Source organism: Paenibacillus maysiensis, from assembly GCF_000520815.1.
In the GTDB taxonomy this organism is placed as follows: Bacteria; Bacillota; Bacilli; order Paenibacillales; family Paenibacillaceae; genus Paenibacillus; species Paenibacillus maysiensis.
This window is the reverse complement of the sequence record NZ_ASRY01000167.1, coordinates 1-13,465: the sequence shown is the minus strand read 5'-3', so window position 1 is coordinate 13,465 and position 13,465 is coordinate 1. Positions and strand designations below refer to the sequence as shown.

General features: G+C 42.4%; 19 protein-coding genes and 1 pseudogene. 17 read left to right on the top strand and 3 right to left on the bottom strand.

Annotated elements, in window-relative coordinates; genetic code table 11:
• From L696_RS0110475 to L696_RS0110435, 8 genes are all read left to right on the top strand, one after another.
• Nucleotides 1-316, top strand: a 316-nt coding sequence (locus L696_RS0110475; protein ID WP_025683587.1) for a GNAT family N-acetyltransferase, incomplete at its 5' end; no start/stop codon positions are given.
• Between the two features lie 28 nt (nt 317-344).
• Nucleotides 345-899 (top strand): hypothetical protein, encoded by a 555-nt coding sequence (locus L696_RS28485; RefSeq protein WP_049827335.1) that lies wholly within the window; start codon nt 345-347, stop codon nt 897-899.
• A gap of 1 nt (nt 900) precedes the next feature.
• Nucleotides 901-1,398: a ribosomal maturation YjgA family protein gene (locus L696_RS0110460; protein ID WP_025683586.1), complete on the top strand. Its 498-nt coding sequence runs from the start codon at nt 901-903 to the stop codon at nt 1,396-1,398.
• Nucleotides 1,399-1,458: 60 nt separating this feature from the next.
• Nucleotides 1,459-2,664: a rhamnogalacturonan acetylesterase gene (locus L696_RS0110455; protein WP_025683585.1), complete on the top strand. Its 1,206-nt coding sequence runs from the start codon at nt 1,459-1,461 to the stop codon at nt 2,662-2,664.
• Between the two features lie 123 nt (nt 2,665-2,787).
• Entirely contained in the window at nt 2,788-3,720 is a 933-nt protein-coding gene (locus L696_RS0110450) for an ADP-ribosylglycohydrolase family protein (protein WP_025683584.1), read from the top strand.
• A 37-nt stretch (nt 3,721-3,757) separates the two neighbouring features.
• Nucleotides 3,758-4,702, top strand: a complete 945-nt coding sequence (locus L696_RS0110445) for a class I SAM-dependent methyltransferase (protein WP_025683583.1) — start codon at nt 3,758-3,760, stop codon at nt 4,700-4,702.
• A 62-nt stretch (nt 4,703-4,764) separates the two neighbouring features.
• A complete protein-coding gene (locus L696_RS0110440; RefSeq protein WP_025683582.1) occupies nt 4,765-5,181 on the top strand; it encodes an HD domain-containing protein in 417 nt (138 codons plus the stop codon).
• A gap of 32 nt (nt 5,182-5,213) precedes the next feature.
• Nucleotides 5,214-5,441, top strand: a complete 228-nt coding sequence (locus L696_RS0110435; RefSeq protein WP_025683581.1) for a TetR/AcrR family transcriptional regulator — start codon at nt 5,214-5,216, stop codon at nt 5,439-5,441.
• Nucleotides 5,442-5,614: 173 nt separating this feature from the next.
• Here the strand turns inward: L696_RS0110435 and L696_RS0110430 are convergent, their stop codons facing one another.
• The gene (locus L696_RS0110430; protein ID WP_025683580.1) at nt 5,615-5,848 is read right to left on the bottom strand and encodes a hypothetical protein; all 234 of its coding nucleotides are present in this window, start codon (nt 5,846-5,848) and stop codon (nt 5,615-5,617) included.
• Between the two features lie 480 nt (nt 5,849-6,328).
• On the opposite strand from L696_RS0110430, the gene L696_RS0110425 reads away from it, so the two are divergent.
• Together L696_RS0110425 and L696_RS29455 are read left to right on the top strand one after the other, a co-directional pair.
• Nucleotides 6,329-6,886: a hypothetical protein gene (locus tag L696_RS0110425; RefSeq protein WP_025683579.1), complete on the top strand. Its 558-nt coding sequence runs from the start codon at nt 6,329-6,331 to the stop codon at nt 6,884-6,886.
• A gap of 27 nt (nt 6,887-6,913) precedes the next feature.
• The gene (locus L696_RS29455) at nt 6,914-7,273 is read left to right on the top strand and encodes a GNAT family N-acetyltransferase (protein ID WP_245233341.1); all 360 of its coding nucleotides are present in this window, start codon (nt 6,914-6,916) and stop codon (nt 7,271-7,273) included.
• Here L696_RS29455 and L696_RS0110420 read toward each other — a convergent pair.
• The gene (locus L696_RS0110420; RefSeq protein WP_025683578.1) at nt 7,197-7,538 is read right to left on the bottom strand and encodes a GIY-YIG nuclease family protein; all 342 of its coding nucleotides are present in this window, start codon (nt 7,536-7,538) and stop codon (nt 7,197-7,199) included. The two genes, L696_RS29455 and L696_RS0110420, sit on opposite strands and share 77 nt — an antisense overlap.
• A gap of 32 nt (nt 7,539-7,570) precedes the next feature.
• Nucleotides 7,571-8,329, bottom strand: coding sequence for a DUF2087 domain-containing protein (locus L696_RS0110415; protein WP_025683577.1), 759 nt, complete (start codon nt 8,327-8,329; stop codon nt 7,571-7,573).
• A gap of 442 nt (nt 8,330-8,771) precedes the next feature.
• Between L696_RS0110415 and L696_RS0110410 the strand changes: the two genes are divergently transcribed.
• The 7 genes and pseudogenes from L696_RS0110410 (at nt 8,772) to L696_RS0110380 (ending at nt 13,117) form a co-directional block, all read left to right on the top strand.
• Nucleotides 8,772-9,260, top strand: a complete 489-nt coding sequence (locus tag L696_RS0110410; RefSeq protein ID WP_025683576.1) for a HEAT repeat domain-containing protein — start codon at nt 8,772-8,774, stop codon at nt 9,258-9,260.
• Between the two features lie 117 nt (nt 9,261-9,377).
• Nucleotides 9,378-10,748: pseudogene (locus L696_RS0110405) on the top strand (RHS repeat domain-containing protein); the annotation flags it as partial.
• Nucleotides 10,749-10,864: 116 nt separating this feature from the next.
• Nucleotides 10,865-11,113, top strand: coding sequence for a YfjL-like protein (locus L696_RS0110400; RefSeq protein WP_025683574.1), 249 nt, complete (start codon nt 10,865-10,867; stop codon nt 11,111-11,113).
• Nucleotides 11,110-11,394, top strand: a complete 285-nt coding sequence (locus tag L696_RS0110395; RefSeq protein ID WP_025683573.1) for a hypothetical protein — start codon at nt 11,110-11,112, stop codon at nt 11,392-11,394. Before L696_RS0110400 ends, L696_RS0110395 begins: the two co-directional genes overlap by 4 nt.
• A 102-nt stretch (nt 11,395-11,496) precedes the next feature.
• Nucleotides 11,497-11,802 (top strand): hypothetical protein, encoded by a 306-nt coding sequence (locus L696_RS0110390; RefSeq protein WP_025683572.1) that lies wholly within the window; start codon nt 11,497-11,499, stop codon nt 11,800-11,802.
• 56 nt (nt 11,803-11,858) lie between these two features.
• A complete protein-coding gene (locus L696_RS0110385) occupies nt 11,859-12,659 on the top strand; it encodes a barstar family protein (RefSeq protein ID WP_025683571.1) in 801 nt (266 codons plus the stop codon).
• A gap of 143 nt (nt 12,660-12,802) precedes the next feature.
• Nucleotides 12,803-13,117 carry a hypothetical protein gene (locus L696_RS0110380; RefSeq protein WP_025683570.1) on the top strand — a complete coding sequence of 105 codons (315 nt, stop codon included), beginning with the start codon at nt 12,803-12,805 and terminating at the stop codon, nt 13,115-13,117.
• Nucleotides 13,118-13,465: the final 348 nt, after the last annotated feature.

The window sequence follows — 13,465 nt, the reverse complement described above, 5'->3', positions numbered from 1 at the left end:
TTTTGTAGCCAGCAGTGGCTTGCACCGTATCGACTGGGCTGCACGCAGGTTTGAAATCGGGTACTGGCTTAGAACATCTTGCACAGGGAAAGGCATGATAACAGAGGCTGTACATGGTATTACGAATTTTGCCATACAGCATTTGGAGGCGAATCGGCTGGAGATTCGTTGTGATTCCAGAAATATACGCAGCGCCAAGGTAGCAGAACGGGCAGGTTTTACGCTGGAGGGCATTTTGCGGAATGTCGAGTATGATGAAGAGAGAACACTGGTCAACCAAATGATTTTTGCCAAGGTACGCGGTATTGAATTTTAGTATCAGGAGTGGAGTGGGGATACAATATATGAACCGAAAAAGCAAGCAGACAACAATCAAGCACAAACTTCAGCTTTATGCCGATATTCGTGCATACACAGATGGTTTTGAAGTCGTTTCCTCCTCCATTGGCTTTGACGACAGCCTGTATATTTTACGGATTGACTGTGCGCCGGAAAGGGAGCAGGGGATGTTTGTTCCTTCCCGAACAACGGATGGGTATACATACAAAGTGTTAACGCTCGATGGCGATCATATGGAGGAACTGCTGCTTTCTGGACAGAAGTTTAATTATCATTTTGTGCAGCCGCCAGGGGAGGATCAATTGCTGCTGGTTGGTGCCAGATGTAGTTACTACGGTCCAGACCAGTATGATTTAAATGGCTTTACAAGCTACGTTTGTACGATATTGCGGAGGCTCGTTATGATGAATTGGATCACGAAAAATACAGACAAGCTGGTGTGCATACAATATGACATCAGCAGGAATATCAGCACTCTTGCAAGCGCTAACCTAAGGGTATACTCGACGAGATTCCAGCAGCATGGCGAAGATTTTCCAGCGTTAGGACAGGTGATCTAGCATGGGAAGAACTCGTAAAAGCGTCGGGGGCGACAGGAAGACGAATCGGAAAGCGGGTGCGAAATTTCGCTGGAAGGCCCGAGCTATGTATCTGGCTGCTGTGCTGGTCGCTATCCTGTTGGGCTTGGGAAGTCGGGCCTTTTCCTCCCGGTTGCCTGAATTCGTTGCCAATCATTTTGGGGATGCCTTGTGGGCGTGCATGATTTACTTTGGGCTGAGGATGTTGTGGGTGGATCGGCGGTTGTCTGTCGCGCTGTGGGGCAGTTTGCTGTTTTGTTTCGCCATTGAGTTCAGTCAGATGTATCAGGCTCCCTGGATTAACAGTATCCGGGCGACGACATGGGGCGGGCTGGTGTTGGGAAAAGGGTTCCTGACCGCCGATCTGATCCGGTACACGGTGGGTATTGCGGTATCCTGGGCGTTGGACGAAGGCTGCCAAAGGCTGGCGGACATCACAACACGCACTACACGTATAGACGATGACGAGTCATTTAAATAACCTGAAAAGTGAGGGTTGCGCTTGAGACAAAAGGGAAAGCGTCACAGGTTGTTCGGTAAAATGATCGGATTATGCGCAGGGTTCAGCTTGTTGTTTGCGACCATAATTGTTCCGGGGCAGGCATTGGCCGATAAGCAGCTCGTGGGGCCTCTTCGTTTTGACTTTGGCCCGGGAAGCATAGCTGAGGGCTACACTCAGGTCACCGCCAAGGATGCATACACGCCTGAGCGAGGCTATGGATTTACCGATCTTTCCAAGGTGAAAGAAGAGGATCGTGGTGGAAATGACGCTATTCGTTCGGATTTCGTTCGTGTTCAGGGATCATCCTTTGTCGTCAATTTGCCGCCTGCGGATTATACGCTTTCCCTGATCGCCGGGGATACAGCCGGAAGCACAGACATTACGGTGAAGGCCGAGTCCATCGTCAAGGTGGAGCCTACCGCCAAAACAGCAGGACAATTTGTCGAGGCCACATTTGAGCTTGCACTCATCGACGGTCAGCTGGAATTGTATTTCTCGGGAAATGATCCGAAGATTAACGCGCTCGTTATTACGCCAAAAGAGACTCGGACGCAGAGTGAGCATCCTTCCGTATATCTTGCTGGGGATTCTACGGTCCAAACCTATAAATCCTCTGCGAAGCCTCAGGCTGGTTGGGGACAGATGATTGCGCCGTTCTTCACAGACGAGACGACTTTTGTGAACCGTTCTATTGGTGGACGAAGCACGAAGACTTTCCTCGTACAAGGAAGACTGGACGATATTTTGCGGACCATCCGACCGGGTGATTATTTGCTCATCCAGTTTGGTCATAATGATGCGGCAATCAACAACCCAGAGCGTTATGTTTCTCCAGCGGATTATAAAGTCTATTTGAAAACCTACATTCAAGGAGCGACACAGCGCGGGGCTACACCTGTGCTGATAACCCCTGTTAGCCGCAGGGATTATGATGCCGCAAGTGCTTCCTATCGGATCAGTTTTCCGGAATACGTGCAGGCCATGAAGGAAACGGCATCCGAGACAGGTGTTGCGCTGGTCGATCTAAGCCGGTTAAGTGTGGCGTACTATAATACACTTGGTCCGGAAGGGACACTTCCGTTATTTTTACATCTGGAGCCGGGAGTGTATCCTGCGTTCCCTGATGGGGTGAAGGACGATACGCATTTTCAGGAGTATGGTGCGGAGCAAATAGCCCGTCTGGTAGCACAGGGTGTCCGTGAGCTGAATATCCCTTTATCCTCTTATGTACGGACGAATCATTGACCATAAAACGCTATTTCCATACGCATGGTATACTTAGAAAATAAGCTGGCCCTACCCAAAGATGGCTCTGTTCCGGCTTGGGTAGGGCTTTAACGTTCTGAGCAGAAGAAGGAGAGGACAGGCATGAGTAACGTAAAGGACGGTATTTTGGGTCTGTGCATCGGGGACGCGCTTGGCGTGCCTGTGGAATTCAGCAGCAGAGAGGCGCGGCGGGAGCAACCCTTGACGGATATGATGGGCTATGGCACACATCATCAGCCACCGGGTACCTGGTCGGATGATGCCTCGCTCACGCTGTGTCTGTTGGATAGCCTTACTGCATGCAGGGGCATCGACACAGAGGATATCGCCCGTCGATTTGTGCAGTGGTATCATGCAGAATGTTGGACACCGCATGGAAAAGTGTTTGATATCGGCATCGCGACCCGTAAAGCACTGGATCGAATCCGCCGGGATGGGATCAAGCCGGAGCTGGCAGGTGGCGATGATGAATATAGTAACGGCAACGGTTCGCTGATGAGAATTTTGCCGCTCGCCTGGTATGGGTCAGCCCATGATCGTGTGGATCTGATCCAGGCTGTGACTCGAGTGTCCTCCATTACACATAGACATCCCATTTCTATCATCGCTTGCGTATTTTATGTGCATATGGCAATGCTTCTGATTCGTGGCAAGGCTCTGAACGAGAGCTACCGGGAAACAATCCTTTATATACAATCGCAATTTCAGGGTGCTCCTGAGCTGCGGCATTTTGAACGGATTTTATCAGGGGAGCTTCCTCTGTTGGCTGAGCGTGCAATATACTCCAGCGGATATGTCGTTCATACGTTGGAGGCGAGCTTGTGGAGCTTGCTGACGACAGACGGATATGCGGATGCCGTATTGCGTGCTATTCATTTGGGCGAAGATACAGATACAACGGGGGCCGTTACGGGAGGCTTGGCAGGGATTTATTATGGGCTTGGGGAGCTTCCGCAGCATTGGCTTACCTCCTTGGCGAGAGTAGAGGATATCGTCAGGCTGTGCGAACAGTTTGAGCATTCAATGGCAAAATAAGAACTTCATTTAACTTGAGCCACGGGAGGAAACGCTAATGACGGTTGCCCAGTTGAACAGACTCATTGATGGTCAAATCCTCTATAATCAGCATCGGAGTTTGTTTTATATGCATGACGGGAACGCCCTGATGGGACCTTCACCGGAAATGACGTATTGGCTGATACAGAGAAGCCCGGAACTGCTCCTTATGCTCCAAAGCTTGAAACGGCAGCATGAATACACCACTTTTGTCACTGGCGTAGCGGCAAAAACACTGCACCAGTTTGTGAGTGTCAATCAGTATATTCATTTTCACTCCGACCATCTTGATGAGCTTACGCAATTGTATGATCGACTTTTCACCCGGATTCAAAAGCTGTTCCAAAAGCAAACTATGAATGGGAGTATACTAAACATACTGCTACAGCAGCACTACGGGCATTTAAGAGATTTTCTAATTCGTACCAACGGACGGACGATGTTTGCCAAGTATGCAGAGAGTGAGTATACCTTTTGGATACCTTGTGAGGAATATACGCCTGAATTGCAGGCAAAGCTGCTAGGATTGGACAATGCCCGCTTGCAGGAGCCTGTTCTTGATGTGGGCTGCGGATCAAAAGCACGGCTGGTAGGCTATTTGCGTTCTCTTGGCTTTGAGGCTTATGGGACAGATCGGTTGGCTGAAAAGGGAACAGGTGTGACTCAGGGCGATTGGCTGGAGACAACCTTCGAGGAAGGCGCATGGGGAACGATTATCTCTCATATGGCGTTCTCCAATCATTTTATACATCATCATCTGAAAGCGGACGGCAATATTCACGAATACGCCCGCAAATATATGGAATTCCTTAGGGCAATCCGACCTGGAGGAAGCTTTATTTACAGTCCGTGCCTTCCTTTTATGGAAAAGCTTTTGGATATCCGAACCGGTTATCAAGTAGAACATATCCAGTCATCTAAAGGTTATGAAGCCACGAAAATAACACGATTACGTTCGTAAGTGCTAATTCTTAATAGCTAAAGGGTGATTCAAGGTAAAAGCAGAGTATGGAGGGGCGCACAATGAACATCGAAACAGCGATTGCAATTGCCGCACAGGCTCACCAGGGACAGACGGACAAGGGCGGTCAGCCTTATATTTTCCACCCGCTTCAGGTCATGAACCGTGTAGAGCGTATGGATGAAAAAATAGTTGCCGTGCTGCATGATGTGCTGGAGGATACAGAGGTCACAGCGGATCAACTGAAAGAAGCGGGCTTTGGCAACCACATCATTGAAGCGGTGGAAGGGCTCACTCGGAACGAGGGAGAGGAATACAGCGATTTTATACGGCGAGCCAAAAATAATCCATTGTCCAGAGCGGTGAAAATAGCGGATATTCAGGAAAATATGAATCTGGAACGCATCCTTCATCCCACGGAGAAGGATACAGCACGAATAGCAAAGTATAAACAGGCGCTGCAAGAGCTTTTGGATTGAACCCATTTTAAAGAAAAGGAACTGAATTATTCATGTCCCAAGGCTACAGCATCACCACCATTCGGCAAATTGCAGAAGCGGCGCAGATTGGACGAGGCCATCTGTACTATTATTTTAAGAAAAAAGAAGATATTTTGCTGCATCTATATATGGGCTTAATCGGAAATATACACGAATTGCTGAATAACGTACTGAGCAAAGAGCTTGACCCTTGGAGAAATACGCACTTACGGTCCATGCCTTTATCCATTTGTCACTGAAGATGAGCACATTTTGTGCATCTATATCCAGGCTTCCCGTACCTTTTGCGGTGATATGCTTGCCATCTATATGCAGATCGACAGAAGTGATCGCGCCAAAGCGGGCATAAAAGGTTTCCCATTGCTCTGATGAATTCGTAAACGGAAAAGAAGCAACGATGTTCTGTTGACCATCAAACCGCACCGCCGCCTGGGCCGTCTTGCTCATACAGATAAATACAGTCACTGCTAATCGGTTTGCCTGTGTCGGGATGCGGGATTTTTTTGCCTTCCAGACAAGTCAATTCCTCATTAATAGCATCCAATAAGACTTCTTCACCTCTGGCGAGATACAATAATGGAGTTTCGATACCGCCCATGTCTTGGCGAAAACGTACCGAAAAAGCGACAACCGTAATGCCATCCACTTCTGCTCGTCCCCAAAGCCATGATTGGATTCAGGGTCTACAAAGCTTTCAATGGCTTATTCACTCCTTGTGCGTCCACATCTATATGAAAACTGGCTACGAAAAATAATCCATTCGTAAAATGACCATCCGAATACCACCATTCCCATTGTCCCGGCGGTTACAGTCATAATAATGTCCTCCATTATTTTAAATTTGGGCATGCCCAATTCATATTATGGGGTGTGCCCAAATGTTTGGCAACTCAGCTATGATCGCTTGAAGAATGACCAAGGAGGAAGGTAGGACTTTAATCCTTTTATTTGTCAGAGCTTATCTTGGAATGGTAGTATAAGGTTAGATATTACTCTATTTGGGATTCTGTTAACGATCTAAACCATATTTTCCTAAAAGCCGATATATCTGAAGGAGGCGAAAACAAACTGTTATTGTACCCGTCCGAAAATGGGTGTATATGATTGGGTTAGGAGTGTAGAAGAAGTGTCAGATCTGTACACGAAAAAAGAAGTAGAAGATTATGTAACGAACGTAGTTCCTGAACGGCCTTTAGGTGTAAGTATTGCAGCCATTTTACTGATTTTTAATGGAGCTCTTCTGCTGGTGACACAACTGTTGACGCTTAATGCATTGAATGAGGCTTCTACGCTGGTGGGGATTTGCAGGGGGATGTTTCAAGGGTTCATCGCTTTGCTCGGTTTGTCGGGGGCAACTGCTGGTGTCGGTATGTTATTTGGCAAGAAGTGGGCCTGGTGCCTGGCTGTATTTTATTTTACATATGAAACGATGCGTTATACGTGTGCGATCCTGTTTATTCCGGATGTACCTCCAATGTTGGGGGGCGTACATCTAAGTCCTGCCCTATACTACGTAAAGTATGGCATGCGTATTGTTTGGAATTTGCTGTTTACGGTGTTTATGTGCCGTAGTACGGTGACTGGATTTTTTCAAACAAGTGGAATAAACAAATGGAAAGCATGTATTTTATTGTTTTTAATCAATGGGGTGTTGGTGGGGATCGGCTGGTGGCTGATGAATTAGTATCTTCATATATGAGGAAGGAGATAAATGATGACAAAGGAAATATTTCCAGTGCTGGCACCCGAATACTGGCGACAGGGCCTGATGGCAGAGGCGATGAAGACAGTGATTCATTATGGATTTCATTTGCCGCAGGTTCACCGTATCGAAGCCTTCATTGATCCAGATAACGAAGGCTCCAGACGATTGCTGCTCAAAAGTGGTTTTACCGAAGAGGGCCACTTGAGAGACTATTTTATGAAAAAGGCCAGTTTGTCGACGCTGTTATTTTTGCCATCCTTCGAGAAGAATATCGTGCGGATCGGTAATTTTACAAATATCCCTTTTCTCCGTAAGGCTGGAGCCGATCAAGCCAGGTCTGCTCCAGCTTGGACAGCGCATCTTTGACATCGAAGAATTCCGAATCTTTTTTCTTCAAAAGTTCCAGCACCTCAAACTCAAACGCATCTTCGCCATACTCATTCCATTCCTGTTGCAATTGCTTGTTCTGACAAGCTCCCATTTGTAACTCAAACCGACGACCGTTTAGTGATTTTAGATTTGGTGTGCTAGCAACAAAAATTTTCCCGTTGTGTGAATTGCGAATGCAGTAGATTCCGGCTTCTGTCTTGATCTCCATATACTGCTGCACCAGTTCTTTTCTTCGATTCATTTTGAGTCCTCCTAATTTACAAATATCGTGCTTCAAGATTCCTTCAACCAATATTCACTGCCATCCGGTTTGCGATCCAGTAGACTATATTCAATCATATATCTTCGTACCGTGACATAATCGTCATACACTTCCTGCAAAATGGCATTGATATCCTTCTCATGATACGTCTGTCCTTTCTCAAAACGTCCCACAATTTCACGTAGTACAATCAACTTATGCTTTTCCTGCATTTTGAAGGTTTTCAGGCGACCCCGTGTACCATCTGGAAAATACTTTGCCAGTACCTTTTGCCTTTCATCTTCGGTAATGTTGTAGCGTTCATCCACCATCCGTGCTCTTACCGGCACCTCGACGATAGCGGGAGCGTGGCGGTCTTTTTCCTTTAACAGCTCCATCAAGGTGAGAAATACCTTGGCCTGCCGTTCCTTTTCTTTTAGACCAAAGCGATGATTGCGTATGGTGGATGCGCTGCCGATTCCGGTCTCCTTTTGAATATCCGCATCGCCCATGCCTTGATAAAATAACTGGAGCAATCGATTCTGATGATCCGTCAGTCCGGTCAGCTTTTTGTCCAGGCCGATCAAATAGTCAAAGACCGAACCGTACGTCCGCTCAATATAAAGACGCATATACCGCTCCGCGTCATAAAATCCCCCTTGATCCTGATATATGATTCCTTGTTCGTAGCGCTGTCCGTCCAGCAGACAAACCACCTGCTCCCCCTGACGGATATATCCACGCTTCAGTTCCTCAATTCCAGCATTCCAGAATAGTTCGGAATGATCCATTTTAACAAACACCTCGATTAAATGATGATTATTTTATAGACAATATAACATTTTGTTTATTTAGAATCAATGAATGATATGTATTAAATAATGATGCCTATAAACGGGATATATATTATGTTTAAAAAAGGAATTTATTATTTTGAGCCTCTCTTGCAGTTAAGACGCTGGGTAAAAAAAGTGTAGAGCAAACTACGACTTATATGCTTAAGATGGATTTACAGCTATTTGCTAAAAAGGGGAAAAGAATTTAGGGGGGAGCAAAGGCAACCCGTGATAATTGGTATGGTTATAATGATAAAGAAATTTAAAAATAGTGGCACAGATATCGGGCAAGAAAGAATATGGTGGCAATGATATTGAAGATAGTGCAGAAGCTAAAGCAATATATGAATACTGGACGTCGAGTGGTAAGTCAAATGTAAAATAAGGTGGAGACGAAATGAATAAATTACTTTTAGAAAATGTTATAAATAATGGGGATTTATTAGAAGCAGTGAAGATGATAGAAGAAGTGGGCGAAAAGAGAGATAATGAATTTACAGCTATACTAATTAAGCATCTTGGATCAACTGATAGTCCAATATTAAGAAATGCAATCGCTATTGCATTAGCTGATATAAGAAATCAAGAAGCTATTTTACCGCTTATCAATGTACTGAAAGACCCAAAAACAGAAGGAAGCAGAGGAACGTTATTGTATGCTTTAGAATCTTTTGATATCGTTCCTCATGTTATTACAATAACAGATTTACTTGATGATAACTTTGAAGTCAGCAGACATTCTTTTCAATTGATAAGTGGCGTGGCTAATAACCTCTCTAGTACTCAAAAGGAAATATGTAAACAATTGATAAAAGATAAGATAGCTGATGTGAAAAATGAAAATAATCGCACCTTTTTGTTAGATTCTCTGCGTATTTTTAACTGATTTTTTTCGTGATAGTTTTTTGCGAATAATTAGAAGTTCTATAGGTAAAATACTCTGTAAAGACCACATGTGAAATATTTGCATGTGGTCTCTTTCTATTCCGAAATGGAGCTTTCTCAAAATGGTGTAGAGGATTCCTTTACGTATGATAAGCTGAATCGGATTGCTACCTCTACCGAAAATCAGGATGCATATTCGTATGATGCCATAGGGATTCGTCTTACGATGGAAACGGAGAGAGCTCCTCATACGAAGCCGAGGGAGAACAGCTTCGACGATCAGAATCGATTGACTCGAGTCAAGATTGACGGAAAGCTCGTAAGGTACCAATACAACGGGGATGGATTACTGACAGACCGTATACAGGATGGCGTTCATACCCGATACTACTACGATGGAAACAGTGCGCAAATTATAGCAGAAGCTACGATTGAAAATGGAAAACCTGTTTTAAAAGCCAATTATATTCGGGGTCTAAAATTAGAGGCTATAGCATATGCAGATCAAACGGAAGCCTATCCCGTCTACAATGGTCATGGAGATATTATCGAAATCAGGGATTCCTCCGGAGCCTTGCTGAATCAATATCAATATGACATTTGGGGCAATGAAGAGGTCAAGGAAGAAAAAGTCCACAATCCATTCCGCTATTCGGGCGAATTGTGGGATGATACGACGGAACTGCAATATTTGCGTGCCAGATGGTATGATCCTGATAGTGGAAGATTTATCAATGAGGATACGTATGAAGGCGAAATTAATGATACATTGAGTTTGAACTTGTATACGTATGTGAAGAATAATCCATTAATTTATAATGATCCAAACGGACATGATGCTATTATTATTACGAATCCTGATCTCGCTTTTGGATTTGGGCATACTTCGGCATTAATTCAAGATAAAAATAAAATTTGGTCTTATTTTTATTGGGGAGATAAAAATGTACAATATGAGCAAATCAAAGATCCTAAAGCCTTAAAAAGTTTGAATAATTTAAATAAATGGGGACGAGACAAGGGGATTTTAGCAGGGTTTAATAAATCAGGTTATACAAAATCGACATATATAAAAGGGGATTTTAATGAAAGTTCAAAGAAAGCTATGGATTTGGCCGACGCTCATCTACCTGGGGGTAAGAACAAAGATTATGCATTTATAGGCTCAAGTTGTCTTGATATGACAGTACAAATACTTTCATTAGGTAAGTTGTATAATGGAACTAGTGCATCCAGATTTTTTGATGGTATTCGGAGTGATGAGATAACTGGAGACCAAATTCCAAATAATGCTGCCGAAGAATTTAAAAGTACTTTTTATAACGATGCTTTTACAATAAGTGATTATAATAAACAATTGCATGATTCCTATGATTCATACTCACGCATGGGTTGGTTAAATAGTAAAATAAACTTTGCTCAATTTAATATGTATCGAATTAATATATTGTTAGGAAGAACAGATTTACCAGGGGACATTGATCTTTAAACGGTGTTCTCAACATAAGTAAGAAATATATTACTAAATAAATTGGCAATCTGAGTAGAATCATTGCTTCTACTCAGATTGCCAACAATGTATTTTTAACAGGAGGGGTTAATAGAGTGCTGAAAAAAGGGTTTTGGTTAATACTGATTATTGTAATTGCATATGCAGTTATATCAATTACAACAGGAAGTCCGATAGAAAGAGTCCAATTTCGGAGTAACGTTGCTGACTACCTACATAAAATGTACACTATGAACTGGAAAATTGACTCAGTAGATTATGATTTTAAGAATGATAAATTTATAGCTAATGTGATCTCTGGCTCAGGAATTTCTTTTTTGGTGGATGAAGACTATTATGGGTGAGGGAGGATAGTAAAACATACCATGACAAGGTTCCAAGCTATTCTATGGTTAGTCAGAAACTCTCCTCAGAAGCTTCAATTTATATTAAATGTGACTTCTCAACCACTCAGTATCTTCAAGAAATGTTAGAAATAAAGCGGTGGATTGTTAAAAAAAGGTACGATGCTTCATTAACATTTAAGTCCGAGAAGGGAAAAATTCATTTTGCAATACCTGCAGAAGATCTAAAAAAAATAAAAAGTGTAGAGGACTTTTATCCTTATTGGCTTCAAATTAATTGATTATCATGTTTATAGAAACGACAAGAGAATCGCAGGCACTTTTATGTGCTCTTTTCGTTGTTTTGTGTTTTATATTTGAATTTACGATTGTGAGGTTTACTCATGATAGAAGATGAATTGGAAAATAAAGTATCTAATCTTATTTTGACAGTAATTCCTGCTTTGAAAGTGAAAAATATAATATTACATCATGAATTTAATAAAATATTAAATTGCCTTGATCAGTTGAGTGAGATTTTAAAAGGCAAGCAGGTCATCTCTAAGAGTCTCGCATATAAACTATTTCGTTTGTATACCACTGTGGAAACAGAACTAGTCTACGTAAAAGAAGGTGAAGAACCGGGTGATTTATTACCACAGTTATATATGCGAATAATGGCTGTTTTAGGGGAATTGTTTATGGATTAACTCCAAGGTATAATCCACTTTTATTTTAAGGGAATTTATACAAAAAGAGGTGTGATATGAAATATAGATTTGCTGTCATTGACGCCGAAAGTGGACTTACAGTTGGCTATTGTAGAGATGTGGTTGGCTTAACGGGTGAACTCATCGTTGAAACGTATGAAAAGGTGATTTTTGAACAATTTGTATTTAATGAGGATTTCATAGGAAACATAACAAAGACAAAACAATCTGTATACAACTTGTACATTGCTATTTTAAATGATGAAGAAAAAGTGATTGGAAGCTATTATTATCACCTACCTGAATCCTACATAATTGATAAACTAAATTACAATAAAGGAAACTTCAATCTGGAGCTAACAGGTATACTTGAAACGAAGCCCTCCCCTGTGGAATTAAGATTATGGGAGTTTTTAAAGGGTGCTCAGTTGCTTGAAAATAATATATGGCAAGGCTTTTCTAAAGAAGAACGGTCCGGGTGGCTAAACGTGACTAGAATACATTCTGCATCTAATCATTTTGCCAGACTGGATAAACGAGGAGAAGTCTACACTTTAGACGGGGAATACATATTGGATTTCACAACATTTTTTATAGCACTTGGTGAAGCGATTAATGGACCCGGAGGGTACTATGGATTTAGCTTGGACAGTATATCGGACTGTCTCTGTGGAGATTTTGGGACAGTAGGACCGTTCACGATCCATTGGAAAAACGCACATTTTTTCTTGGAAAGATTCGAGGAAGAGTGGGATAAAGAAGAGAGATGTTATGGATTTTCACCACAGCAATATTTTATGGATCTTTTAACGATCTTGGTATCAGGTGGTGTTACAGTGAATTTAGTTTCGAATTAAGATAGCAAAGCATGAAGCTACATGATTGTAACGAATAAAATGTTCTCAGTTGTAAAGGGACAACGTAATTCTAACGCCCTGTTCGATATTTATCATACGTGGAGAGAATACATCTAAAACCACTGAATAGGTAGGGATTGACGATGAATCAAATTGAATTAGAAGATCGAATAAAAAAATTGATGATGATTGTACTTCCTCAGATGAAAGCGAGAGGGGTTATTTTACAAAAAGAGTTCAATGAGTTGTTGGATTGTATGGAGCAGTTGACTAAGCTTTCAAAAGATCAAGAAGTAATTTCTAAGGATCTAGCTTTTGATTTATTTTTCTTTTTTACGAGAGTGAATATGATATTCGATAACTATATTACAGATGAGGAAGCGAAAGGAAATTTACTGGTGAGGCTTTACGAGCAGACGATGAATCTATTAAGTGGTGGCTCGTATTTGGAATTGTAGAGAGGCTATAAGAAAGTTTGAAGGGTTCTAATATTAACCACATGTGAAGCCCTTGCATGTGGTTTCTTTATATCTCAATAGGAAAGTTACAACTGATGATCTTTGTCAAGTCACTCAGCGTGATGGTGAGCTTAATGAACAAATTCAAACCTACGACAAATGGAACCGATTAGGGCGTGTATTCAAACTACAAAGCAATATTGAACTGTGTGGTGCTTTCCTCTTCTATAGTTTTAGGGGGGAGTTGGACTACTGGATCGACTGAATAAGTTTGGGCAGGAGAAATAAGGACTAAAAGAAAGGAAGAAATACTCTATATAAGACGCAATTAAGATCATAACCTGACAA

Excerpts from the sequence above, each read along its gene's own strand:
- L696_RS29455 (WP_245233341.1), top strand. The coding sequence starts at position 6,914 with ATGATGACAAAGGAAATATTTCCAGTGCTGGCACCCGAATACTGGCGA.
- L696_RS0110455 (WP_025683585.1), top strand. The coding sequence starts at position 1,459 with ATGATCGGATTATGCGCAGGGTTCAGCTTGTTGTTTGCGACCATAATT.
- L696_RS0110390 (WP_025683572.1), top strand. The coding sequence starts at position 11,497 with ATGATAGAAGATGAATTGGAAAATAAAGTATCTAATCTTATTTTGACA.
- L696_RS0110420 (WP_025683578.1), bottom strand. The coding sequence starts at position 7,538 with ATGAATCGAAGAAAAGAACTGGTGCAGCAGTATATGGAGATCAAGACA.
- L696_RS0110440 (WP_025683582.1), top strand. The coding sequence starts at position 4,765 with ATGAACATCGAAACAGCGATTGCAATTGCCGCACAGGCTCACCAGGGA.
- L696_RS0110445 (WP_025683583.1), top strand. The coding sequence starts at position 3,758 with ATGACGGTTGCCCAGTTGAACAGACTCATTGATGGTCAAATCCTCTAT.
- L696_RS28485 (WP_049827335.1), top strand. The coding sequence starts at position 345 with ATGAACCGAAAAAGCAAGCAGACAACAATCAAGCACAAACTTCAGCTT.
- L696_RS0110415 (WP_025683577.1), bottom strand. The coding sequence starts at position 8,329 with ATGGATCATTCCGAACTATTCTGGAATGCTGGAATTGAGGAACTGAAG.
- L696_RS0110385 (WP_025683571.1), top strand. The coding sequence starts at position 11,859 with ATGAAATATAGATTTGCTGTCATTGACGCCGAAAGTGGACTTACAGTT.
- L696_RS0110435 (WP_025683581.1), top strand. The coding sequence starts at position 5,214 with ATGTCCCAAGGCTACAGCATCACCACCATTCGGCAAATTGCAGAAGCG.
- L696_RS0110380 (WP_025683570.1), top strand. The coding sequence starts at position 12,803 with ATGAATCAAATTGAATTAGAAGATCGAATAAAAAAATTGATGATGATT.
- L696_RS0110450 (WP_025683584.1), top strand. The coding sequence starts at position 2,788 with ATGAGTAACGTAAAGGACGGTATTTTGGGTCTGTGCATCGGGGACGCG.
- L696_RS0110410 (WP_025683576.1), top strand. The coding sequence starts at position 8,772 with ATGAATAAATTACTTTTAGAAAATGTTATAAATAATGGGGATTTATTA.
- L696_RS0110460 (WP_025683586.1), top strand. The coding sequence starts at position 901 with ATGGGAAGAACTCGTAAAAGCGTCGGGGGCGACAGGAAGACGAATCGG.